Source organism: Actinomycetota bacterium, assembly GCA_013152275.1.
GTDB lineage: Bacteria > Actinomycetota > Acidimicrobiia > Spongiisociales > UBA4744 > BMS3Bbin01.
In genome coordinates this window covers 1-22,791 of sequence record JAADGS010000047.1, presented here as the reverse complement: position 1 = coordinate 22,791, position 22,791 = coordinate 1, and the positions used below count along the sequence as shown (strand labels likewise).

The 22,791-nt window shown below is 63.0% G+C and carries 20 protein-coding genes; 14 read left to right on the top strand and 6 right to left on the bottom strand.

Annotation, left to right across the window (positions count from 1 at the left end):
- The first annotated feature begins 614 nt into the window (after window positions 1-614).
- Window positions 615-2,075: a nitronate monooxygenase gene (locus tag GXP34_08755; GenBank protein ID NOY56064.1), complete on the top strand. Its 1,461-nt coding sequence runs from the start codon at window positions 615-617 to the stop codon at window positions 2,073-2,075.
- A gap of 642 nt (window positions 2,076-2,717) precedes the next feature.
- Here GXP34_08755 and GXP34_08750 read toward each other — a convergent pair.
- The 5 genes from GXP34_08750 to GXP34_08730 form a co-directional block, all read right to left on the bottom strand.
- On the bottom strand, window positions 2,718-3,764 hold the full coding sequence (locus GXP34_08750; protein ID NOY56063.1) for a LacI family transcriptional regulator: 1,047 nt from the start codon (window positions 3,762-3,764) through the stop codon (window positions 2,718-2,720).
- Entirely contained in the window at window positions 3,757-5,145 is a 1,389-nt protein-coding gene (locus tag GXP34_08745) for an alpha-amylase (protein ID NOY56062.1), read from the bottom strand. The genes GXP34_08750 and GXP34_08745 overlap by 8 nt, the downstream gene beginning before the upstream one ends.
- Before the next feature lie 2 nt (window positions 5,146-5,147).
- On the bottom strand, window positions 5,148-6,008 hold the full coding sequence (locus GXP34_08740) for a carbohydrate ABC transporter permease (protein NOY56061.1): 861 nt from the start codon (window positions 6,006-6,008) through the stop codon (window positions 5,148-5,150).
- Window positions 6,005-6,826: a sugar ABC transporter permease gene (locus GXP34_08735; protein ID NOY56060.1), complete on the bottom strand. Its 822-nt coding sequence runs from the start codon at window positions 6,824-6,826 to the stop codon at window positions 6,005-6,007. The genes GXP34_08740 and GXP34_08735 overlap by 4 nt, the downstream gene beginning before the upstream one ends.
- A gap of 160 nt (window positions 6,827-6,986) precedes the next feature.
- Window positions 6,987-8,345: an ABC transporter substrate-binding protein gene (locus GXP34_08730; protein NOY56059.1), complete on the bottom strand. Its 1,359-nt coding sequence runs from the start codon at window positions 8,343-8,345 to the stop codon at window positions 6,987-6,989.
- Between the two features lie 572 nt (window positions 8,346-8,917).
- Here GXP34_08730 and GXP34_08725 point away from each other — a divergent pair.
- The 3 genes from GXP34_08725 (at window position 8,918) to GXP34_08715 (ending at window position 11,000) form a co-directional block, all read left to right on the top strand.
- On the top strand, window positions 8,918-9,850 hold the full coding sequence (locus tag GXP34_08725) for an NAD(P)H-binding protein (GenBank protein NOY56058.1): 933 nt from the start codon (window positions 8,918-8,920) through the stop codon (window positions 9,848-9,850).
- Window positions 9,851-10,015: 165 nt separating this feature from the next.
- Complete coding sequence (locus tag GXP34_08720; protein NOY56057.1) at window positions 10,016-10,291, top strand: hypothetical protein; 276 nt, start codon at window positions 10,016-10,018, stop codon at window positions 10,289-10,291.
- A 238-nt stretch (window positions 10,292-10,529) separates the two neighbouring features.
- Window positions 10,530-11,000 carry a glutaredoxin gene (locus tag GXP34_08715; protein NOY56056.1) on the top strand — a complete coding sequence of 157 codons (471 nt, stop codon included), beginning with the start codon at window positions 10,530-10,532 and terminating at the stop codon, window positions 10,998-11,000.
- 436 nt (window positions 11,001-11,436) lie between these two features.
- Here the strand turns inward: GXP34_08715 and GXP34_08710 are convergent, their stop codons facing one another.
- Complete coding sequence (locus GXP34_08710) at window positions 11,437-13,560, bottom strand: acetate--CoA ligase (protein ID NOY56055.1); 2,124 nt, start codon at window positions 13,558-13,560, stop codon at window positions 11,437-11,439.
- A gap of 535 nt (window positions 13,561-14,095) precedes the next feature.
- Here GXP34_08710 and GXP34_08705 point away from each other — a divergent pair.
- The 10 genes from GXP34_08705 to GXP34_08660 form a co-directional block, all read left to right on the top strand.
- Window positions 14,096-14,968 carry a MoxR family ATPase gene (locus GXP34_08705; GenBank protein ID NOY56054.1) on the top strand — a complete coding sequence of 291 codons (873 nt, stop codon included), beginning with the start codon at window positions 14,096-14,098 and terminating at the stop codon, window positions 14,966-14,968.
- A complete protein-coding gene (locus GXP34_08700; GenBank protein NOY56053.1) occupies window positions 14,965-16,128 on the top strand; it encodes a VWA domain-containing protein in 1,164 nt (387 codons plus the stop codon). The genes GXP34_08705 and GXP34_08700 overlap by 4 nt, the downstream gene beginning before the upstream one ends.
- Window positions 16,125-16,433 (top strand): XdhC family protein, encoded by a 309-nt coding sequence (locus tag GXP34_08695; protein ID NOY56052.1) that lies wholly within the window; start codon window positions 16,125-16,127, stop codon window positions 16,431-16,433. Before GXP34_08700 ends, GXP34_08695 begins: the two co-directional genes overlap by 4 nt.
- Window positions 16,427-17,191: an XdhC/CoxF family protein gene (locus tag GXP34_08690; protein ID NOY56051.1), complete on the top strand. Its 765-nt coding sequence runs from the start codon at window positions 16,427-16,429 to the stop codon at window positions 17,189-17,191. Before GXP34_08695 ends, GXP34_08690 begins: the two co-directional genes overlap by 7 nt.
- 8 nt (window positions 17,192-17,199) lie before the next feature.
- On the top strand, window positions 17,200-17,772 hold the full coding sequence (locus GXP34_08685; GenBank protein ID NOY56050.1) for an SRPBCC family protein: 573 nt from the start codon (window positions 17,200-17,202) through the stop codon (window positions 17,770-17,772).
- A gap of 102 nt (window positions 17,773-17,874) precedes the next feature.
- Window positions 17,875-18,375, top strand: coding sequence for a (2Fe-2S)-binding protein (locus GXP34_08680; GenBank protein ID NOY56049.1), 501 nt, complete (start codon window positions 17,875-17,877; stop codon window positions 18,373-18,375).
- Complete coding sequence (locus tag GXP34_08675) at window positions 18,372-20,747, top strand: molybdopterin-dependent oxidoreductase (protein ID NOY56048.1); 2,376 nt, start codon at window positions 18,372-18,374, stop codon at window positions 20,745-20,747. Before GXP34_08680 ends, GXP34_08675 begins: the two co-directional genes overlap by 4 nt.
- A 2-nt stretch (window positions 20,748-20,749) precedes the next feature.
- Window positions 20,750-21,598 carry a xanthine dehydrogenase family protein subunit M gene (locus tag GXP34_08670; protein NOY56047.1) on the top strand — a complete coding sequence of 283 codons (849 nt, stop codon included), beginning with the start codon at window positions 20,750-20,752 and terminating at the stop codon, window positions 21,596-21,598.
- A 176-nt stretch (window positions 21,599-21,774) separates the two neighbouring features.
- Window positions 21,775-22,362: a SagB/ThcOx family dehydrogenase gene (locus GXP34_08665; protein ID NOY56046.1), complete on the top strand. Its 588-nt coding sequence runs from the start codon at window positions 21,775-21,777 to the stop codon at window positions 22,360-22,362.
- A gap of 248 nt (window positions 22,363-22,610) precedes the next feature.
- The coding region (locus GXP34_08660; GenBank protein NOY56045.1) for a fructose-bisphosphate aldolase at window positions 22,611-22,791 on the top strand (181 nt) is incomplete at its 3' end.

The window sequence follows — 22,791 nt, the reverse complement described above, 5'->3', positions numbered from 1 at the left end:
TCCCTCTCTCTTGACTCCGCTCGGATGCGGCCAGGATACCGCTGCCGTTTTCGTAGCCGACCGGCATGATCGCCCGACGTGTGGCTTCGCGTCGGCCGGCGGTCTCACGACGTCACGGAATCGACGCATTGGTCATGCTCCCACAGAGCCGCCGACCAGCCCGGATAGTTTCGCGGCCATCGGAGTTCGCTCGCCGAGAAGGAGCATGAAGAACCAGAGGTGGCACTGGTGACGCCTGCCGGATCATACCGGCCACCAAGGCGGCAGGAATGCCGAACTCTCCCGTGACGCGCTTTCCGATGAGTCCCTTTCGACAGGGCGACGGTTCGGGTTTCGCAGAATGCCGTCCGGTCGGGTACTGCCGACGTACCGGAGGTGACGCGCCTGGAGCGGAAGTGTCGACCAAAAGGGTCTCCGCATTCGCCGGGGAGCTGCGACAGGGTCCTTACGAGAAGCTCGTGGATGGTATACCCGTGCCTATGGCTCGAGCGGGGACCGCAGCCTCAGGTTCCAGTGACCTTTTGTTCCCCATATGAGTCTGACCGTGGGACGATACGGTGGTACGCCGCCATTTGTTGCGATCCGGACCTAGTCGAGTAGAGAGAGCATTGATTATGACCAACGGCCTTCCGGTGTTGATTCAGGGTGGTATGGGAGTCGGGGTTTCGGGTTGGCAGCTCGCCTCCGCGGTTTCCTGCGCCGGTCAGCTCGGGGTGGTGTCGGGTACCGGGATCGATGCGGTCCTGGTGCGCCGCTTGCAGCTGGGGGACGTCGGCGGGCACGTTCGGCGGGCGCTGGAGGCTTTTCCCGTCCCCGGTGTCGCGACTCGCATCCTCGACAGGTATTTTCTGCAGGACGGCAAGTCTCCCAAGGCTCGCTTCCGCTCAAAGCCGATGTTGAAGGCGACGCCGTCGCGGCGTCTGCGAGATCTGTTGGTGACGTCCAACTTCGTTGAGGTGTTCTTGGCCAAGGAGGGACATTCCAATCCGGTGGGCATCAATTTCTTGGAGAAGATTCAACTACCGACGTTGGCGTCGCTGTATGGGGCGATGCTGGCCGGGGTGGATCATGTGCTGATGGGGGCAGGTATCCCCCGTGCCATTCCGGGGGTGTTGGATCGGCTGGCAGATAATCTGCGAGTCCGTCTGAAGTTCGACGTGAAAGGTGCCGGCCGGGATGTGGACACGGTTACCGAGTTCGACCCGGTTGCCTACACCGGCGGTAATCCTCCCGAGGTGAAGCGTCCACTCTTTCTGGCCATCGTGTCTTCTGATGTGCTGGCAACGATGCTGACCCGGAGGACCGAATCGCATGTGGACGGTTTCGTGGTCGAGGCGCCCACCGCCGGCGGTCACAACGCGCCACCACGCGGCAGGCTGCAGTTGACGGATACCGGAGAGCCCGTCTACGGAGAGCGAGACGTCCCCGACCTCGATGTGATCCGGGATCTTGGTCTCCCGTTCTGGCTGGCTGGATCGCGCGCGGAGCCACAGGCGATCGCAGACGCCCTACAGTTGGGTGCCGCCGGGGTGCAGGTGGGGACCGCGTTCGCATTCTGTGAGGAATCGGGGTTGGAACCCGCGATGAAACGGCGGGTCTTGGAGATGAGCCGGCGAGGACAGGCCAGAATCTTCACCGACCCGGCAGCCTCACCCACCGGCTTTCCTTTCAAGGTCGTGAACCTGGAGGGAACCCTCTCGGAACTCGAGGTGTATGAAGGGCGCGAGCGGGTCTGCGATCTCGGATACCTCCGGCATGCCTATCAGCGCGCGGACGGATCATTGGGTTGGCGCTGTCCGGCAGAACCGGTCGAGGACTTCGTGGCCAAGGGCGGATCGAAGGAGGACACGGTGGGTCGCAGGTGTCTGTGCAACGCCCTGCTGGCCAACATCGGTCTCGGCCAAACCCAGAGATCGGGGGCCCCTGAACGTCTTTTGCTGACTTCCGGAGACGACATCGTCGACGTGGCTCGTTTCCTTCCCGAAGGGGCCGACACCTACTCTGCCGGCGATGTCATCGAGTATCTCTTGAGCGGCTTGGAGGACCGGGACATGCCTGCCGACAATTTGCCGTAGGTGTGTTGGGGTTCGCGGCAGGTGGATCGTGGCATCTCGTCGAAGGTGACGCCTCGACGTCCCGGCAGGGCCGAACATGGACGCTCGATGGTGTTGTTCGTCAGCTTCTGTCCCGGCGTTCGCCGCCGTGATTGTCCGGTTGCTGCACTTGAGAGCAGGGCGGCGCCGCACCTGGGAACCGAGATGCTGTATCGGGTCCGCCACACGAGGCCATGGAGAGAAGCCGCGTTGTGAGTGCTCCACATACTCTTCAACGAGGGAGTGATCCCGGCCCACGTCGAGTAGTCGCGCTGCACGCCAGAGTCTTCGGGGGACGCCGGGCCCTCGTCGTCGGCCCGCCACGCGACGGCACGCTTTTCAGCTCCAAGCACACAGGCGCCGTGTGGTCAAAGTGATCGGTGCCACGCGACGACCGCGCCGATGATCGACCTGGTCGACCGAAGGAAGCGGCACGGAGTTGCCTCGACGGACGCGGTGCCTGGTCGCAGGCGCCCAGTACAGGATCATCGCCGGATCGAGGCCATCGGCACCCGGACGAACGGCTACACGATCACTCCGTAACCGGTCGGCTTCTCTCACAACAGGAAAGGGGAGACTCCTTCTCCTCTCTGCAGCAAAGGGTCTTCTCGGACACGGTCCGCCTCATCGAGTCCCTTTGCCGGGTGCAGGTGCGACGGAGCCTCGAATGATCAGTTCGGTGGGCAGTACCACATGTCGGGGTTCTTCTCGGCTCTGCAACAGGTCGAGGAGCATCTGGGCCGCCATGCGACCTTTCTCTATCACGGGCTGGCGAACAGTGGTGAGTGCCGGCTGAGCCAGCTTCGCCAGAGGGATGTCGTCGAACCCCACTATCGAGAGGTCCTCCGGTACCGAGAGGCCGGTGGAGAGGGCGGCTTCGAGGGCTCCCAGAGCGAGGATGTCGCTCATCGCCACCAGTGCCGACGGTCGCGGTCCGCGTCGCCAAAGTCGTTCGAATCCCTGGTACCCGCCCGCCTCCGAGACACTGCATTCGGTCAGGCGGACCCCCGGGTCGTCGAGAGACAGACCTACCGCGCTCAAGGCTTGTGCATAGCCGGCCATGCGGCGCTGCAGCGTGCCAACGTACTTGGACCACTGGCCTCTCTGGGGGGAACGAATGCCCAGGATCCCTATCCGTCTGTGACCTTGCTCGAGCACATGGGACATGGCAATGCGCGCGCCTTGTTCATCATCGATATTGACGCTTGCCACCCCCTCGACCGGTTCACAGTCGATCATGACGAAAGGGAGCCCTCGGCGCTCGAGCATGTGCATGGTCGGTCGAAACGTTTCGAGCCCGAGGGTGAGAAACCCGTCGACGGCTGCGCCTGTCACGGCCTTCTCCATGCTTCCGCGAATGGGCGATACGAGGAGGATCGGAAGGGCGGCGGCTTCGGCAACTTCGGCAATCCCCTCGAGAAGCATCGCCAGAAACGGATTGCGTGTCATTTCGACAAGAGGCTGCGGTACGAGCAGCCCGATTGTTTGTGTCCGCCCCGTGCTCATGCTGCGAGCCACCGGATCCGGCGAGTACCCGAGTTCTTTCCCCGCTTCGAGGATGCGCTTCAGGGTTGCCGCGGAAAGGCGGCTCGGATCATTGAAGGCGAACGACACGGCCGTCTTGGATACTCCGGCTGCTGCGGCAACGTCGGCGATCCTCGGTCTACGCATGGCTGTCTCCAGGATCGGGCACCAGGATCATCGCAGAGGTGCCTTCGACGGTGGGCACCCTCAGAAACCCCTCGCTGTTGGCAGCCTTCGATCCGCCAAGCAGATCTGTCCAGACGGCGCTCGAGGAGCCGGGCAGCGGGACTGCCAGGTTCTTCTGGGCTTCCCTCGGGTTCAAGACCACCATGACGTCATCCCTTCCTTGGCGACGGCGGTACGCGAACACTCCGTTGAACTCGAGTGCGGGTTCCCAGGTGCCTCGTTGAAGAGCCGGATGCGCCTTTCTCAGGTCGGCCAGCTGTTGGAATGTGAGAGCGATGTCGCTTGCCCACTCTCGGGTGTCCCACTGCATGGCTTTCCTGCAGTCCGGATCGTCGCCTCCTTCCAGTCCGATCTCATCCCCGTAGTACACCATTGGCGCTCCGGGCAGTGTGAAGAGTGCCGCAAAGGCAAGGATGGCACGTCGCCTGTCACCATTCGCCAGTGTCAGCAGGCGTGCCGTGTCGTGGCTGCCCACGAGGTTGAGCATCCAGCCGGATGCTTCGCCATGCCGGTGCATCAGGTAGTCGACTTCGACCCGGAAGTCCTCGGCGTCCATCCGATCCCATACGCAGAAGTCGAGGATCGCACTGCGAAGCCGGTAGTTCATGATGCCGTCGAACACTTCGAGCCAAGGCTCGCCATCGCGCCAGTTCTCTCCAACCAGATACGCGTCGGGCTTGTGCCGTTTGACGACCTGACGGAACTCCTCCCAGAAGTCGAGCGGCACCTTCCAACTTACATCCAGTCGCCATCCGTCGATGTCGGTCTCATCGATCCAATAGGTCGCCACATCGAGGAGGTGCTTGCGGACCTCGGGGTTGCCGATGTTCAATTTGGGGAGATACGCTGCCCCACCACACGTTTGATAGCTTGTCGGTTCACGTTCGATCGGGAAGCTCTTCACCAGGAACCAGTCCTTGTACGCAGAGGCCGGTCCTCGTCGTCGAAGATCCTCAAAAGCCCGATGGCCGTCACCGCAATGATTGAACACACCGTCGAGGATCACGCGTATCCCTCGCCGATGTGCTTTCTGGACGAGCCTCCTGAGAAGGCTCAGATCTCCGACACTGGGATCGACTGTGAGATAGTCGAACGTGTCATATCGATGGTTCGTACCCGAACGAAAGATCGGTGTGAGGTACAGGGCAGTCACTCCTCGGTCCTCGAGGTAGCTCAGGTGATCGAGGATGCCCTGGAGATCACCCCCCTGGAAATCTTCGCGTGTGGGAGGCGATCCCCACGGGACGGTGCCGGGCGGGTCGTTTCGATGATCACCATTCGCGAAGCGATCAACGAACACCTCATAGAACACTGCGTTTGGGACCCATGCTGGACGTTCCAAAACTATTTCATCCTCTCCACTCGGATGCCTCTTACCAACCATCGTTGACCGATCAGGAACGCGATGATCGCCGGCAGCGTGGCCGTGAGACTGCCTGCAGTCAGAAGGGTCCACCGGGTGCCGTAGCGACCGGTGAACTCGGCAAGTCCCAGCTGAACGGTGCGCATGCCGGCGCTCGACGTGACGATGAGGGGCCACAAGAAGTCGTTCCACGAAAACAGGAATGCGAAGATACCGAGCGTCGCCAGTGCCGGCATCGAAAGGGGGAGAGCGATCGACCACCAGATCCTCAGGCGGCTTGCTCCATCCATGAGTGCAGCTTCTTCGAGTTCACTCGGGATGCTCAGATAGAACTGCCGCATGAGAAAGATGCCGAATGCGCTGACGAGACGCGGAGCGATCAGGCCCTGGTAGGAGTCGAGCCAGCCCAGCCAGCGCACGATCAGATACGAAGGTATGAGCGTCACATAGAGGGGGACCATCATCGTGGCCAGAACCAGAAAGAACAGCAGGTTCCGGCCTGGAAACTTCAGGCGCGCGAACGCGTACCCGGCCAGCGATGAGAAGAGCAGCTGACCCCCGACGATACCGACGGTCATCACTCCACTGTTGATGTAGAAGCGGGCGAAATCGGCGGCACGCCAGGCTTCGATGTAGTTGCTCCATGCAAACTCGGTCGGTAGCAGGTACGGGGGGAGATGGACACTCCTCGTGGTCTTCAGTGAGGTGGTCAACATCCACAGGAGTGGCACCATCATGATCAGCGCGCCTGCGATCAAGGCCAGATGGATGGCGAGCTTGCCACGTCGTGGCTTGTCCAAGGTTCGGGCGGAGCCCTGGACGCGACCGGCCGAGCGCGTCATAGGCCGACACCTCTGCTCCCTGAACCGGAGAGGCGCCACTGCACGAGGCTTATTCCGGCAATGAGCGCAAACATCACCCAACCGACGGCGGAAGCTCCTCCGAGATCCAGATACCTGAAAGCCAGTTTGTACAACAGGAGGCCAAGTACCTCGGTGTGACCGATGGGCCCACCTCCGGTCATGATGAACACCTGATCGAAGACCATGAAGGAGTCGATGACGCTCATGATCGCCAACAGCAGCGTTGTCGGTGCGAGCATCGGCACACTGATCCTTCTGAAGAGATTCCACCGGCTTGCACCATCGACTTCCGCAGCTTCATAGATCGAATGTGGAATCGTCTGCAGGCCTGCCAGGTACACGACGGTGTTGAAACCCAACCGTTTCCATACGCCGACGACGATCACGGCCGGCATCGCCCATACCGGACTACGAAGCCAGGAGGGCCCAATGATCCCCAGCGAGCGCAGCACCGTATTCACATAACCCGAGCCGGGATCGAGGAGCAGCTTCCAGACGACGGCCACGGCCACCGTTGCGGTGATGGCCGGCAGAAAATAGATCGAACGGTAGACGGCGGCCCCTCTGCCCACCCAATGGATGAGCACCGCGGCAACCAGTCCCAGCAGAAGTCCGCCGACGGTGACACCGGCCGCGTAGTACAGCGTCACCCATATCGACCTTCCGAGAACTCCGGAGCTCGCGAGCCGCACGTAGTTGTCGAATCCGACGAAGGGCTTGGCCGCGGTCAGGCCGTCCCAGGCATGCAGGCTCAAGTAGCCCGAATACAGGATCGGGTAGATGGTGAACACGCCCAGGATGAGCACCGTCGGCAGGAGAAAGCCGGCGGCGGCGCTCAGATCACCAAGACGGTTTCGTGTCCGGTACCACGCGATTACGGAGCCCACGGCGTGAAACTACCTTCCGAAGTCGGGAGGGGGGATCGCTCCCCCCTCAGAACTCCTGAAACAAGCCGTTTCAGGAACCGCCGAGCAGCTTGTTCACGGCTGCCTCGGCTGCCGCGAGCGCCTGTTGTGGTGTGCTCTCTCCGAGGAGAGCACGCTCGATCTGCTCCGAGAATGCATCGGAGACCTCTGGATAGTTCGCAATCGGTGGCCGGCTGTGAGCGTATTTCTGGTTCTCGATGAAGGGGAGCATCCGTGGCTCGCTGTTTCGGACGTGAGATACGAACGCGTCGGACGCCGCCACGGACTTTCGAACCGGCCCGAAGCCCGTCTCGCTGTCCCAGGTGATCTGTGCGTCCGTTCCCGTGAGCCAGGAAACGAAGTCGAAAGCCGCTTGCTGGCGTGCCGCATCCGACGGGAACAGGAAGATCTGTTCTCCGCCCATGTTGGTGGCCGGTTGCCCGTTGCTCGGATAGGGCATCTGTGCCGTGCCGAAATCGAACGGGGGGTCGGAGCTCCAGATTCCGACCATCCAGGACCCGTCCATCACCATGCAGGCCTTTCCTTGGCCGAACTGGCCCCATGGCGCAACCGGTGCGGACCCGTTGTCGATCTCGTCGACCCAGAAGTTCAGTGCCTTCTCACCGGCCGGCGAGTTGAAGGCCGCCTTGGTCAGATCATCCGAGAGGAACTGACCGCCGGCCTGCCAGAGATAGACCTGGAATTGCCATGTGAGTCCTTCGCCGGGCTCGGTGAAGAGCTCGAGACCGGATACGCCGGACGATGGATCCGTGCACTGCGCGGCCATGTCCGAGAGTTCACTCCATGACGTAGGCGGCGTGTCGGGATCCAGTCCCGCTTTGGAAAACAGCTCCTTGTTGTAGAAGAGCTCGAGGTTGTTCGTGCTTACGGGCAGGCTGTAGGTATGACCCTGATACTGGCCGACTCGAAGCATCTCCGGATAGAAGTCGCCGAGATCTACGCCCGCCGCCTGTATATATTCGTCCAGAGGAACGAGAATCCCGGTTCGGGTCAGCTTGGGCATCCAGACGAGATCTCCTGCGGCGATGTCCGGCGTGTCTCCACCGGCAACCGCCGTCTGGAGTTTGGGCAGCAGGTCGCCCCAGCCCACGAACACCGACTCGATCGTCACACCGGGATGTTCAGAGGTGTATTGCTCCGCCAGTTGGTTGAGCACCTCCCCATTCTTGCCATCCCAGTAGTTCCAGAACGTCAGGGTGATCGGCTCTGCCGCCGCGGGTGCGGTGGTCGCCGGCGCGGTGGTCGCCGGCGCGGCTGTCGTACTCGGGGCGGTGGCCGCGGTGGTCGTTGCACCGGAAGTCGTGGTGTTGCCGGCCCCGGTGGCACAGGCGCCAAGCAAAAGGGCCGCGGACAGCACGAGTGCCAGCCTGTTGCGGGTAATGCCAAACATCGAGATCTCCTCCTCCAAACCGTCCCAATCTCCATGAATCGAGACTGTTGATCCGGTTTACTAAACCGGTTTACACCGTAATCCTCTTCCCCACCGACGTCAAGCCCCTCGTCTGTGGAGATGCGCCGGGCAGGGCGGTTGGAGGAATGGAATGGTTCAAACAGAAAACGTCGTTACTCGCGGGCCGAGCGGGACTCGGGTACAGGCGGGATATCGCACGACGCGACGGCGCCACACAGGCTCCCGGTGGACGGTCAGGTTCGAGGGGGAGGACGTGTGCTTTGCGGGCCGACGGGCGTAACCCTCCCGTCTCGAGGGCCGAGAGAGCCTCGGTCATCAGGCTGACAGGGTGGGGGACACCGAAGCTGGAGAGGTACGGAAAGTCGAAACCGGCCCTGGCGACAAAGCCCGGGCCGTGCTGTCGTCCCCGGGGCCGGAGCCGAGCGCGATCTGACGATCCGGGGTGGGTGCGCGATGTGCTTATTACCGTCCTGGAACGGGCGATCGGAGCGGCTGTCGACGTGCTTGTATGAGTTCATGCGCCCGAGCCGTGGAGTACCGATGCGTGACCGATGGTGACGGACGCACCGTTGCATGTGGTGACGGGAGCGTTTGGCTACAGCGGAAAATACATCGCCAAAGAACTTCTCGAGCGGGGGATGCGAGTCCGGACGTTGACGAACTCATTGCATCGCGAGAACCCGTTCGGTGATGCTGTCGAGGTGCGCCCGATCGAATTCGAGGACCGCGATGCGCTCGTCGATTCGCTGCGGGGCGCCGTTGCGCTCTACAACACCTATTGGGTGCGGTACGACTACCGAAGCGGGACGAGGGAATTCGGATACGACCTGGCGGTCGAGCGCACGAGGATCCTGTTCGAGTGCGCTCGACAGGCCGGGGTCGGGCGGCTGGTGCACCTCAGTGTCGCCAACGCCCGCGAGGACTCCGACTGGGGCTACTTCCGCGGCAAGGCACTCCTCGAACGCGAGCTCCAAGCATCGGGAATGTCACATGCGATCGTGCGTCCCACCGTCATCTTCGGTGGCCCAGAGAACGTGCTGATCAACAACATCGCCTGGTTTCTTCGCCACTTCCCCGTGTTTGGGTTGTTCGGGAGCGGGGAGTACCGACTGACACCGGTCCATGTCGAGGACTTGGCCACGATCTGCGTAGATGCCGCGAGCGGTGACCTCGACGAGACACTCGACGCCGTTGGGCCCGAGACCTTCACCTACAGGGAGTTGGTCCACCAGATGGCCCGGGCGATGGGGGTACACAGGCTGATCGTGCCGGTCCCCGACCTCGCCTTGCTCCTGGCAGGCCGCGCTCTGGGTCTGTTTCTCCGAGACATCATCATTACCCGACACGAGATCTCCGGCCTCCGCGATGAACTCATGTACACCGGTACGCCGCCGCTCGGGGGAACCAGCTTCACCGAATGGCTCCACAGTGAGGCAGACACTCTCGGTCGCAGCTACACGAACGATCTCGAGCGAAGACGCTGAGTGCAATGGCCGGCCGCTCGAATGCCGCTCGGGCGGTTCCGGCGAACGTCCACTTTCTCACGCATGCCTGCGTGGTCTGGCCCGCGAGGTCGACCAGGAAGGCGTATCGCAGGCCATTGCGGGATATGCGCTCCATACCGTGAAGCGGACCGTCAGGGCTACGAGATGCTGGTCGGCGCCTTCGGTGAGGGGCTCACCTCGCCGGTTCAGGTCGTGGTCCGATCCGACCAGGACATCGATGACCCACAGGTGCCGGCGGTCATCGTCGATGCCGCGTTGATCCGGGTCATCCTCGTGCCGGCCACGATGCGTCTCATGGGTGAGTGGAACTGGCGGCTACCCAAGTGGCTGGACCGGATCTTGCCTACCGTCGAACTGGAGAAGGAAGTCGAGGCTCCCGCGAGGGATGGCCGCCACGCCGTGGGCGGTCTCACACGGTGATAGCGATAAGGTCGGCGGGTTTTGTGCCCAGTTCTCGCGTCAACGATCGCGTCAGGTGATCGGGGAGGGCCCTCTGCTCGGCGAGCACCGAGCACACGGGATCGCCGGTCTTGTCCCGGCCGATCCGGCCGATCGGACGCCGGTTGGAGGGCTTGGCCGGCCATCGATCATGGTGGGGGTGTTTGTCCGGTCGAGCGGTGTCACCTCTGTAGGGTTGTGCCGGAGGAGGTCGGCGGTCGTGAAACAGCAGTGCTCTTTCTGGGCGGTCTGGCTGAGCTGGCTCGGGTTGCCGCTCCTTGCCGTGATCCTCGGGTTGAGCGCCGGTTGGCAGGTCGGGGTCTTCGTGCTTCTCGTCGGTGTGGCCGCCCAAGTGGCCTACGTACGCTGGTTCCCCCGTATCTCTCGCTGGGTCGGATACGGTTCGGTGGCCGACGAGCCGGTCGAGGCGATGCCTGAGCGTGCCGTAACTCGGGTCACGCTCTACACCGCGAACGTGTGTCCATTCTGCCCGCTTGTTCGCGAGCGGCTGCGGCGCCTGCAACAGGAGTTGGGCTTCGAGCTGGACGAGGTGGACGTCACCTTTCGGCCGGGACTCGTTCGGTCCAAGGGGTTTCGTGCCGTACCCGTTGTCGAGATCGATGGCCGGCAGGTGGTCGGCAACGTCACATCGGCCCGGTTGGCGGCTCTCCTCACAGCCCGATCGACGTGACGGGCGACACCGGACGGGATTGCCCGGAAGACCGGACCATGGTTCGCCACGTCGCCACCGTCAACGGCTGAAGCTCGCGGGCATGCCGCGCGCCGGCCGGAGTGATCGTCGAGGGTGCGCACCTGCGTCGCGTGAGAGGCCGGGACGGGAGGGAAAGGAACGCGACATGATGAGGACCGAGAGTCGGCTTTCGACCCCTCGAACCTGGTGGTCGCATGCGCCGGGGCGTTCGACCCTCGGTGGTGCTCGCCGAACGCCCTGATGGCCTCGTGCGCACGTGTCCAGCCGTGAGTCTCCGACGTCTCCATTCCCGCCTTGCGTCAGTCGTGCGGTCCGGATACACGCAGCCGGCCGGGCGGTGGCACCTGTCCCTCCTCACCCAGGGCTCTTCGTGGCCGGCTTCCCGGGATCTCGTGCTCGACGCCCGCGGGTGGGGCTATTCGGCGTGTCCGAACGCCTCGATTTCTTCCTTTTCCTGCGGCGACAGCTCGCGCGGAACCTCGCCACGGGCCAGCTTCTCGCTTTGGACGTGGTGGCGGATGTCCTCGACGATCTCGGGGTTCGACAGCGTTGTCGTATCCCCGACATCCGCGAAATTGGAGATTCCGGCGATGACCCTGCGCATGATCTTTCCGGAGCGCGTCTTGGGCATGTCCGGGACGATCCAGACGTTCTTCGGCCGCGCGATCTTCCCGATCTTGGTTTCGATCGCCTTGGCCACTTTCGCCTCGATGTCCTTGCCGGGGGTGAGCCCCGGTCTCAGCGAGACATACATCTCCACGGCCCGGCCACGGATCTCGTCCATCACCGGGACGGCGGCCGCCTCGCCGATCTCCTCGACGGTCATGCTCGCCGACTCGAGCTCTTTGGTTCCCAGGCGGTGCCCGGCGACGTTGATGACGTCATCGATTCGGCCAAGGATCCGGAAGTAGCCGTCGATCGCCTGGACGGCGGCGTCGCCGGCCAGGTACGGCCAGTCGCGCCAATCGGTGCTGTCTTTGTCCCGGCAGTACCTCTCGTAGTAGGTCTCGACGAATCGGTCGGGTTGTCTCCAGATCGTCTGAAAGATGCCCGGCCACGGGTTGCGGATACAGATGTTCCCGGCCCGGTCGCTCCCTGCCTCGACTTCGTTGTCGTCGTCGTCGTAGATCACCGGGTAGATTCCGAGGACCCCGGGGCCGCAGCTCCCCGGCTTCATCGGCTGGAGGGCAGGCAGGGTGCTGCCGAGGAAGCCGCCATTCTCGGTCTGCCACCAGGTATCGACGATGACCGCTTCGCCTTTCCCGACGACATCGTGGTACCAGCGCCAGACATCGGGTTCGATCGGCTCACCCACCGTCGTCATGTGCTTGAAGTGGTAGTCGTACTTCTTCGGCTCCTCCGGGCCGAGCTTGCGCAACATGCGGATCGTTGTCGGGGCGGTGTGAAAGATGTTCACACCGAGCCGCTCGGCGATCCGCCAGGGCCGACCGGCGTCCGGGTATGCAGGGGCCCCCTCGTACAGCACACTCGTCGTCCCGAGTGCCAGTGGGCCATAGACGATGTAGGAGTGACCGGTGATCCATCCGATGTCGGCAAAGCACCAGTACGTGTCCTCGGGGTGGATGTCCTGGTAGTACTTCGATGTGCCGGCGACGTAGGAGAGGTAACCGCCGGTGCTGTGCTGGCACCCTTTGGGTTGCGCGGTCGTGCCGCTCGTGTACATGAGGAATAGGGGGGCCTCTGCCGGCATCGACACCGGGTCGACGATGTTGCCGCGATAGTCCTCCAGTAGTTCGTCGACGAAGAAGTCCCGTCCCTCGACCATGGGGCTCTTCGACGCGTACCGGCCGGGATGTCGCCGCCAGACGAGCACCTTGTCGACCTCGACACCGCGTTCGCGAGCCGCCGCCACCGCCTCGTCGGCCTTGACCTTGTGGTCGATCAGCTCGCCGTTGCGGTAGTAGCCGTCCATTGTCACCAGGATGTGGCTTTCCGAGTCGGCAATACGCTCTCCGCAGGCCTCGCCGCTGAATCCGCCGAAGACTTCGGAATGGATGACGCCGAGGCGGGCGCAGGCGAGCATGGCGACAGGAAGCTCGGGGACCATCGGCAGGTGGAACGTCACCCGGTCACCGACCTCGACATCGGCGAAGCCGCGCAGAAGTGCTGCGAATTCGTTGATGCGCCTGTAGAGCTCCTGATAGGTGATCACGATGGTTTCTTGGTTCTCTGGCTCGGGCACCCAGATGAACGCCGCCTTGTTGCGACTGGTCGTCAGGTGGCGGTCGACACAGTTGTAGGAGGCATTCAGTTTCCCACCGACGAACCACTTCCAGAGAGGCGCGTTGCTGGTGTCCAACGTCGTGTGCCAGTAGGTATCCCAGGTGAGGAGGTCGGCGTATTCCTTGAAACACTCGGGAAAGTGCTCCTCGCCGAATCGTTCGAAGAGTGCAGGATCGGCGCCGTTCGCTTGGGCGATGAACTTCGCGGGAGGGTAGTAGTACTCCTCCTCACGCCAGTGAACGGCGATTTGTGACTCGGAGACCTGTGTTTCCTGGGCCACCTGTTCCTTTTCCATTGCTGCGCCTCCTCTGAAAGGACGGCTCCAAGGCCCCATCCTGATTCGTCTTCTGAGTTCTAGCAGGAGGACTGCGTCTCCGGGTGATGCCGTCCTGCGGCTCCTCTCGGCCTCGGGGCCGGGAGAAGGGTTCCCACACCACTTCCCATCTTAGGAAGCCGATGTCGCACAGGTCACCTTCCAACACGTCGCCCACATCGGTGATGCCGTGTCCGCCTCGCCGGTTTCTTTCTAGTCGATTGCCGGTCCGAGTGTTGGGGTCATCTTCTCAGGTTCGTTGGGATTGCCGAGCCGGATGCAGCCTCGGGTGAGCATGTCGAAGCTCGTGTCTCTGAGCCCATTCGCGGTCCGATGTCAAGCGGGATCGGGTTGTGCGGTCGGGGACGTGATCTGGCTCCACACTTGTGAGGGGCATCGGGTCGAGAGACTTCTGCTATCAGGAGAGTCCGGGTGTATCCGCTGTCGAGAAGGCCGCATTGCGCACTGCGGAGGAGAAGACCGGAATCGACGGGACGTTGGCGGCTAAGGTCGCCCGATGACGTTCCCCGCCACTGTCGATGCTCTGGAAGCGGCGTTCATCGATCACGGCTACATCCCCGAGCGGGGCCTGTCCGTGGCGATTCACCTCGCCGTGGCGATGGGCCGTCCGCTCTTCGTCGAAGGCGAACCAGGCGTCGGGAAGACCGAGATCGCCAACGTACTCACTGCGCTCAGCGGTGGAGAGTTCATTCGTCTCCAATGCTACGAGGGCCTGGATGCGTCCCACGCCCTGTACGAATGGGATTACGCACGTCAGATGCTCGCGATACGGCTGCTCGAGGCCGGTGGGGATCGGGTCGACGTCCACGACATCATGAGCGAGGAGTACCTCATCGCGCGACCCTTGCTCCAGGCGATCCGGCGATCGTCCGAAGGCGTTCGAACCGTTCTGTTGATAGATGAACTGGACCGGGCAGATGAAGAGTTCGAGGCGTATCTCCTCGAGCTTCTCTCCGATTTCCAGATCACGATTCCCGAGGTCGGCACGATACGTGCGACGACGCCACCGATCGTCGTCATCACGTCGAATCGAACACGCGAGATCCACGACGCCGTCAAACGACGGTGCATCTATCACTGGATCGACTATCCCACCGTCGAGCGAGAAATCGAGATCCTTCACAGGAAGGCACCGGACACATCGGAAACGTTGTCGAGGGAGCTCGCCGCGGCGATGCACAAGCTGCGCAACCTCGATCTCTTCAAACCGCCCGGAGTCGGGGAGACGATCGATTGGGCGAAAGCACTCCAGGTGCTCGGCGAAGTGCGGCTGACGCCGGACGTCGTGGACGCAACCCTGGGGGTCATCGTCAAATACGAGGAAGACATGCAGACGGTACGCGCCGGCGGTCTGGAAGCGCTTGTATGACGGGGACGGGCGATATCGCTGCGGCCAATCTCGTCGGGTTCGTGCGGTCGCTGCGATCGGCAGGGTTTGGCGTTACACCAGAAACGACCGGCCGTCTCGTGGACGCGGCGCGGCTTGTCGGGATGCATTGCGGCGAGGATGTGCGCGAGGCGTTCAGAGCGGTGGTCGTCACTCGTCAGAGCCAGAGCGCGTACTTCGACGAGCTGTTCGACAAGTTCTTCTCCGGGGATGTCGTGATGACCCTCGATGAGGTCATCGAACGGGTTGCTCGGCGGAGACGGCCTCGGCGCGCTTCACGAATCGGAGCGACGAGTGGCCCCGAGGCCGAGGGCGTCGAAGATCGAGACGATGTTCTCGATGTTGTCGGTGGTTCCGACGCAGAACGGTTCATGGATGTCGACTTCGCCGATCTCGACGATGAGGAGGCGGCATCCGTTGCGGCCCTGCTGGCGGCGATGACGTGGGAGCCGGCATCGGCCCGTTCTCGGCGATGGAGGCCCGCGTCGGGTGGGCCTGTCCCGGATCTACGCAGAACGATGCGGATGATGACGGGACCGAACGGCGACCTGATGCCGCTCGCGTTCTCGGAGCGAAAGCCTCGTCAGCGTCCGCTCATCGTCCTCGCCGACATCTCGGGGTCGATGGATAGGTATTCGGAGATGTTGCTCCACTTCATCCACGGTGCCCAGTACCGCTTCGGCAAGGTCGAATCGTTCGTGTTCGCCACTCGCCTCACGCGGATCACGAGGCAGCTTCGTCGCAGGAACCCGACGGAGGCGCTCGCCCAGGTGGCCCGGACCGTGCGCGATTGGTCGGGCGGCACCCGAATCGGCGAGGCGATAGGGGTCTTCAACCGGAATTGGTCCCGACGTGTGGGAGGTGGAGGCCCAGTCACTCTCATCATCTCCGACGGCTGGGACACCGGAGATCCGTTCCTCCTTGCACGCGAAATGCGGCGCCTCGCCCGCTCCGTGCACAGGGTCATCTGGCTGAACCCGCTCGCAGGGCATGTCGGATACACGCCGCAAGCTCGAGGAATGGCTGCCGCGATGCCGTTCGTCGATGACTTGTTGGCCGGCGGAACGGCCCGTAATCTGGTGGACCTCATCGAGCTGTTGCAGTCGGCCAGCGTTGGGAGAAGGAGCGTCGCATCACTATGAGAGATGTGCTCGAGGTGTACGACCGGTGGACCGAACAGGGCAAGGATGTCGCGGTGGCCACCGTCGTGGCCGTCAAAGGCTCTGCACCGCGCGGCGTCGGAGCCAAGATGCTCATCTCGTCGGATGGCGAGATGGAGGGAAGTGTCAGCGGCGGCTGCGTCGAGAACGACGTGTGCGAGCATGCGGCGGCCGTGTTGAAATCAGGCACGCCGAGGCTCGTCACCTACGGGATCGCCGACGACGATGCCTTCGAGGTCGGGCTCACCTGTGGTGGCACGATCGAGGTGTACATCGCACCATGGTGAACGAGGTCATCGCCGCACTCGCGGCGCTCAAACAGGATGAACGGCTGGGTGCTCTCGTCACCGTTATCGACGGACCGGACATGGGTTCTGCCGTCGTTCTCGACCGGGCAACCGGCCAGATCACAGGCGATGGCTCACCATGGCTCGATGACGACGTCATTTCCGATGCCGACGATCTCATGGACAGGGAAGAGAGCAGAGCCCTCGTGTACGGCGAGCGAAGGATCTTCATCGACACGATCGCTCCGTCTCCTGTCATGCTCATCTTCGGTGCGGGGCACATAGCGCAGCCCCTGTCGCTCTTCGCCCGCGAACTCGGGTTTCGTGTGGTCGTCGCGGACGCCCGTGCCGCCTGGGCTACACATGAACGATTCCCGGATGTCGACGAGCTGATCGTTGCGTGGCCCGATGCCGTCTTCGACCATATTGTTCTGGATCGCAGAACATACGTCGTCCTGCTGAGCCATGACAGCCGCTTCGAGATACCTGTCCTTCGGGCCGTGCACAAAACGCCGATCCGGTATCTAGGTGCGATGGGGTCTCGGCGAACGCACGCGTTGCGTGTCGATCGCCTCAGGAATGAAGGTTGGACCCAAGAAGAGATCGACATGATCCACGGGCCGGTCGGTCTCGATCTCAAAGCCAGGTCGCCGGCAGAGACCGCGATCGCGATACTGGCCGAGATCGTGCAGGTTCGATACGGCGCGGGCTCGGCAGTATCACTGCGCGGCACCGACGCGCCGATACACTCGGCGTAGGGGTCACGTTGGACGTCATCGAGCAATTCACCGTCGCACAGCCGGTCGAATCGGTGTGGTCGTTGTTCCAGGACATGTCCGAGTTGGTTCGCTGTCTCCCGGGCGCCGAGATCGCAAGCGACAAGGGGGACGGATCGTTCGACGGACGAGTCTCCGTGAAACTCGGCCCGATCTCGGCATCGTTCGATGGCACCGCGACGGTCGAGTTCGACGATGAAACGTATGCATCGAACATCAAGGGACGCGGCATCGACCGGTCGGGGGGCAGCCAGGGGAGGGTGGACGTGAACATTCGCCTGATCGAGGCCGGTCCCGGCCACACCGACGTCACCATCGACGCAAAGGTCATCCTCGCAGGGCCGATTGCCCAGTTCGGAAGAACCGGCCTCATCAACGAGGTTTCGAAGCGATTGATCGACGAGTTCTCTGCGTGCGTTCATGCGAAGTTGAACGCGGGCTCGACAGAGGACGCGTCGGCGATCGCTGCTCCCGAAGTGCGGGGAATGTCGCTGTTGCTCTCGAGCATGTGGGGCGCGTTCGCAGCGTGGTGGAAGCGACTTTTTTCCCACACTGACACATAGAGGAACGTTCTTCCAGCAACCGTCAGGAGCGCTGTCTATGGTGTGATCGGGGGTGGCACCCTCAGCCGGCCCCCCGTGCCGAGTCGACGGGAGGGTTGTGCCTTGGAAGTCGGTATCTCAGTCAACGGAACGGATTACCGCAGCGACGTTGAACCGCGGACGCTGCTCGTCCACTTTCTACGGGATCAGCTTGGTCTCACCGGTACCCACGTCGGTTGTGATACCGGTTACTGCGGCGCTTGTACCGTCATCGTCGATGGCCGGGCCGTGAAGTCATGCACCATGTTCGCCGTTCAGGCCGACGGCCGCAGTGTGAGAACCGTCGAAGGTGTCGCCAATGGTGATGAGCTGCACCCCGTGCAGGAAGGCTTCTGGGAGCGCCATGGGCTCCAGTGTGGATTCTGTACGCCGGGCATGATCATGAGTTCGGTAGCGCTCTTGGAGCACAACGACAACCCCACGGAAAGTGAGATCCGTCACGGGATCGAAGGGAATCTGTGTCGGTGCACGGGCTACCACAACATCGTCCGATCCGTCCGGTACGCAAGCGCGAAGCTGCGCGGTGAGAAACCCGAAGGAGCATCGGGGGAGGTGGCGCCATGAGCACGATAAGTGCGATGGGTGGGATCGTCAGGCGGAAGGAGGACCCTTCCCTGATCCAGGGCAAAGGCATCTACGTCGATGATGTCAAGCGCCGCGGTGAGCTCGTTGCCGTGTTCGTTCGGAGTCCGTTCGCTGCTGCCACGATCAGCGGCATCGATGCATCGGCCGCTCTCGAACTCGACGGTGTCCATGCCGTGTACACGGCGGACGATGTACGCCACCTCGGGCCGAACCCGGCTCAGGTAGCCGTCGGTACGCTGCGCCCCCTGCTCGCCGACGGCTCCGTGCACCATGTCGGCGAGGCGGTGGCGATGGTGATCGCGGACAATCGTTACATCGCTCAGGACGCTGCAGATCTGGTCTTCGTCGACTACGAACCGAAAGACGCCGTCGTCGACCTGAAGGAAGCTTTTGCCGACACCGTGCAGGTTCACGAAGGCGCTTCGAACACGCTGCTCACCTGGCACGGGAATGCATGGTGGGAAGGCGTCATCGAGCTTCCCGATCCCTCTCCCGGCATTCAGGCGGCCAAAGAGCGAGACGACACCGTTGTGGTCGGCCTCGAGATGGTGAACCAGCGTCTCATCCCGACGGCGATCGAGCCGAGGGCCGTTCTTGCCGAGTGGAACAGCGGCTACGGATCGGTTGAGCTGTGGACGAGCTCACAGATCCCACAGGCCGTGGCCGGCGCCATCGGTGTGGCATTCGGGATTCCTTTCAACAAGGTGCGGGTCGTGGCTCCAGAGGTCGGGGGTGGATTCGGGGTGAAACTCAATGTGTACCCGGATGAGCTCCTCTGCTGCTTCGCATCGAAGGATCTCGGTCGGCCGGTGCGCTGGACGGAGACCCGCCGCGAGGCCGGCTTCTCCTCCACACAAGGCAGAGGCTGGATCGGAACGGCCACGATCACCGGTACAAGGGATGGCAAGATCCTTGGCTACGAACTCGACGCGATCTGCGACATGGGTGCGTATACGCAGAACTTCACGGTCGCCATCCCCCTCCTCGGGCTGTTCGTTGCACCAGGGCAATACGACATTCCCACGTCCTATGCGCTGCACTGTGTCGTCACGAACACGCCGACCACCGATGCGTATCGGGGCGCGGGACGGCCCGAGGCCGCGTACTACCTGGAGCGCATCATCGATGCGTACGCCAGGGAGATCGGCATGGACCCGGCCGACGTACGCAAGGTCAACTACTGGAAGCCAGACCAGTTCCCGGTGACCACGGAGATCGGCCTGACGATGGACAGCGGTGACTATGAGAAGAACCTCGACGCTCTGCTGGACAGGGTCGGGTACGAGGATCTGAAGGCGAAACGCGACGCCGCCCGCGCCGAGGGCAGGTTGCTCGGCATCGGACTCAGCACCTATGTCGAAGTGTGTGGTTTCGGGCCTTCGGCGCTCGCCGGTCTCGGATTCTCGTGGGCCGGGTACGGGCTGCCGACTGCGTTCAACGGTTCCGGCGTCGTGCGCGTCCAGCCGGATGGAACATGTACGGTCACGATCGGCACCGCTCCGAGCGGCCAGGGTCACGAGACGACGTGGGCCCAGATCGTCTCCGAAGGCCTCGGCATCCCGATGGAGAACATCGAGGTGCGGCACGGTGATTCGGTCGACTCGCCCACGGGCGTCGGTACGTTCGGTTCGCGGTCCATCGCCGTGGACGGAACCGCAACGTTCGAGGCAACGAAGCGTGTGAAGGAGAAGGCGGCCACCATCGCCGGTCATCTTCTCGAAGCCGCTCCGGAAGACATCCATTTCGCAGACGGCGGCGCCCATGTGGCCGGTTCGCCGGATCGCTCTGTGACATGGGCCCAGATCGCGGAGTCCGCGTATCAGCCTCACACCCTGCCGGAGGGTGTTGAAGGTGGGCTCGAGTCATCGGTGGTGTTCTCACCACCGAACGCGACATGGCCGTTCGGTTCACATATGGCGCTGGTCGAAGTCGACCCCGAGACGGGCGATGTCGACCTCCTCGAGTACTGGGCCACGGACGACTGTGGGAATGTCATCAACCCGATGATCGTCGACGGTCAGCTGCATGGGGGGATCGCGCAAGGTATCGCACAGGCGCTGTTCGAAGAAGCGATCTACGACGACGTGGGCAATCTGCTCACGGCGTCGATGCTCGACTATCCGCTCCCCGCCGCAGAGAGCCTTCCGATGTTCTCGCTGGATCGCACGGTCACCCCGACGGACGTCAACCCGCTCGGCGTCAAGGGAATCGGTGAAGCCGGGACGATCGGGTCGGCTCAAACCATCGTCAACGCGGTTGTCGATGCGGTGAGCCATCTGGGTGTCAAGCACATCGACATGCCGTTGCGGCCGAAACGTGTATGGCAGGCGATCGAGGATGCGAGGAACTGACGATGTATCCATCCAATTTCGACTACGTTGCCCCGTCCTCACTGGAGGAGGCACTCTCGATACTGTCCGAGGACGAGAACGCCAAAGTTCTCAGTGGTGGCATGAGTCTCATTCCTCTCATGAAGGCCAGGCTCGTTCGCCCTGCGACGATCGTCGACATCTCGCGGATCGCCGGGTTGGACACGATCACGGATGAAGGCGGCTACATCGCGATCGGAGCGATGGTGCGTCACGCGCAGACAGCCGTCGATCCACTCGTCAACGAGCACGCGACGGCGCTGGCGCAGGCCGCCGCCGCCACGGCCGATGTTCAGGTCAGGAGTCAGGGGACAACTTGTGGATCGATCGCCCACGCGGACCTGGCCGCAGACCAACCGGCTGCCGTACTCGCGCTGGGAGCCACGATGGTTGCCGTGTCGGTACGGGGTACGAGGGAGATCGCTGCCGCGGATTTCTTCGTCGACACCTTGACTTCTGCGCTCGAGTCCGACGAGATCCTCGTCGAGCTGAGAGTCCCCAAGGGGGGCAAGTCCGCCTATCGGAAGCTCGGTAGGCGGGGAGGCGACGCGGACTATCCGATCGCGGCGGCCGCCGTGTGGGTCGACGCCGCCGGCGGTACGGTCGCCGATGCCCGGATCGCGGTGACCGGGGTCAGTTCGAAACCGTATCTCGCGTCGGCGTCGGCACAGGCCGTCGTCGGCACCGATGGGTCCAAGGATGCCATCGCCGACGCCGCCTCCCACGCAACGGAGGGCGTTGTCGTGCTCGAGGACCTGTACGGCCCGGTCGACTACCGGACGCATCTGGCGAGTGTGTACGTGCGCCGAGCACTGGAGGACGTGCTCGCGTAGGCGACGCATCGGAGGGGAAACACCAACATCACCGTTCTCGTGACGGTTGGCCGGGATTATTCCTGTGAAGCGTCACGAGAACGAGGAATTGGGGGCTGCACCGGTGCGTTGGCGCGCGTCGCTCATTATCGTGACGTTGACAGGTGGCCGCCGTGTAGCCACCGGGAGGTGTCACCGTGACCGAGCGAATCGATCTTCCACCGCCCGCAGTGGCCGGCGGAGCCTCACTGACGGACGCGTTGTCGCGACGTCGCTCAGTTCGCGAGTACGTGCGGACACCCCTCGACATGGCGGACATATCCTTGCTCCTGTGGGCGGCGCAGGGTGTCACCTCGAGTGCCGGTCAACGCAGCGCGCCTTCGGCCGGCGCCTTGTATCCGTTGGAGGTTTACCTGGTCACTGGCCGTGGCCGGTACCACTACGATCCGTACCGACATCGGCTCGAGGTCCTCGGCAAGGAGGATCTGCGAAGGGAACTGTCCCGGGCGGCCAACTCGCAGCAGGCCGTGGAGGAGGCGGCTGCGATCTTCGTCTTTGCTGCGGTCTACTCCCGCACCAGGCGGAAGTATGGTGATCGAGCCGAGCGGTATGTGAAGTTCGAAGTCGGACATGCCGCCCAGAATCTCCTGTTGCAGGCCGCCTCTCTTGGTCTGGGAGCGGTGCCGGTCGGTGCTTTTGACGATGGTCAAGTGCAGGCGATACTGGGGCTTCCGGGCGACCACGAACCGTTGTATCTCGTTCCGGTCGGGCATCCGGCGAAGTAGTCGTGTGACCGGCAGCCACCGGATCGCTCGCCATCACACGCGTGCCCGGGACTCGTCCCTTCCTCGAGTATCGGAGCTTTTCGCAAAGAACCGGTGGCGGCCCAGGCGCAGAACAGGTGAGCGTATCTCGATGGCTGCACAGGTCACCCGCTGCCGGTCGCGATGTCGGGTACGGCGACGTGTGCCCGATCCGGCGTCGGGTGCTTCCATCTCGACGGCCGGCAGGCGATCCTCTTGGGCCGTAGGGCATTGGGCGTGGCAGGGATGGTACGAATTATGAGGCGTCGGCGGATCTGACCGGTCAGGCGAATCATATCGGTGTGACGATCGAGGCCGACATCATCAAGCAGAAGCAGCCTGAGTCCAATGGGGGTTACCTGGCTGTCGGTTTCGGTAAGACGCATCCCAGGGTGTATGAGGAGTTGACTA

Bases quoted from the DNA above. Each gene is read 5' to 3' on its own strand.
- GXP34_08695 (NOY56052.1), top strand. From the start codon at position 16,125: ATGAGAGATGTGCTCGAGGTGTACGACCGGTGGACCGAACAGGGCAAG.
- GXP34_08720 (NOY56057.1), top strand. From the start codon at position 10,016: ATGCTGGTCGGCGCCTTCGGTGAGGGGCTCACCTCGCCGGTTCAGGTC.
- GXP34_08730 (NOY56059.1), bottom strand. From the start codon at position 8,345: ATGTTTGGCATTACCCGCAACAGGCTGGCACTCGTGCTGTCCGCGGCC.
- GXP34_08725 (NOY56058.1), top strand. From the start codon at position 8,918: ATGGTGACGGACGCACCGTTGCATGTGGTGACGGGAGCGTTTGGCTAC.
- GXP34_08705 (NOY56054.1), top strand. From the start codon at position 14,096: ATGACGTTCCCCGCCACTGTCGATGCTCTGGAAGCGGCGTTCATCGAT.
- GXP34_08740 (NOY56061.1), bottom strand. From the start codon at position 6,008: ATGACGCGCTCGGCCGGTCGCGTCCAGGGCTCCGCCCGAACCTTGGAC.
- GXP34_08690 (NOY56051.1), top strand. From the start codon at position 16,427: ATGGTGAACGAGGTCATCGCCGCACTCGCGGCGCTCAAACAGGATGAA.
- GXP34_08670 (NOY56047.1), top strand. From the start codon at position 20,750: ATGTATCCATCCAATTTCGACTACGTTGCCCCGTCCTCACTGGAGGAG.
- GXP34_08755 (NOY56064.1), top strand. From the start codon at position 615: ATGACCAACGGCCTTCCGGTGTTGATTCAGGGTGGTATGGGAGTCGGG.
- GXP34_08750 (NOY56063.1), bottom strand. From the start codon at position 3,764: ATGCGTAGACCGAGGATCGCCGACGTTGCCGCAGCAGCCGGAGTATCC.
- GXP34_08710 (NOY56055.1), bottom strand. From the start codon at position 13,560: ATGGAAAAGGAACAGGTGGCCCAGGAAACACAGGTCTCCGAGTCACAA.
- GXP34_08675 (NOY56048.1), top strand. From the start codon at position 18,372: ATGAGCACGATAAGTGCGATGGGTGGGATCGTCAGGCGGAAGGAGGAC.
- GXP34_08700 (NOY56053.1), top strand. From the start codon at position 14,965: ATGACGGGGACGGGCGATATCGCTGCGGCCAATCTCGTCGGGTTCGTG.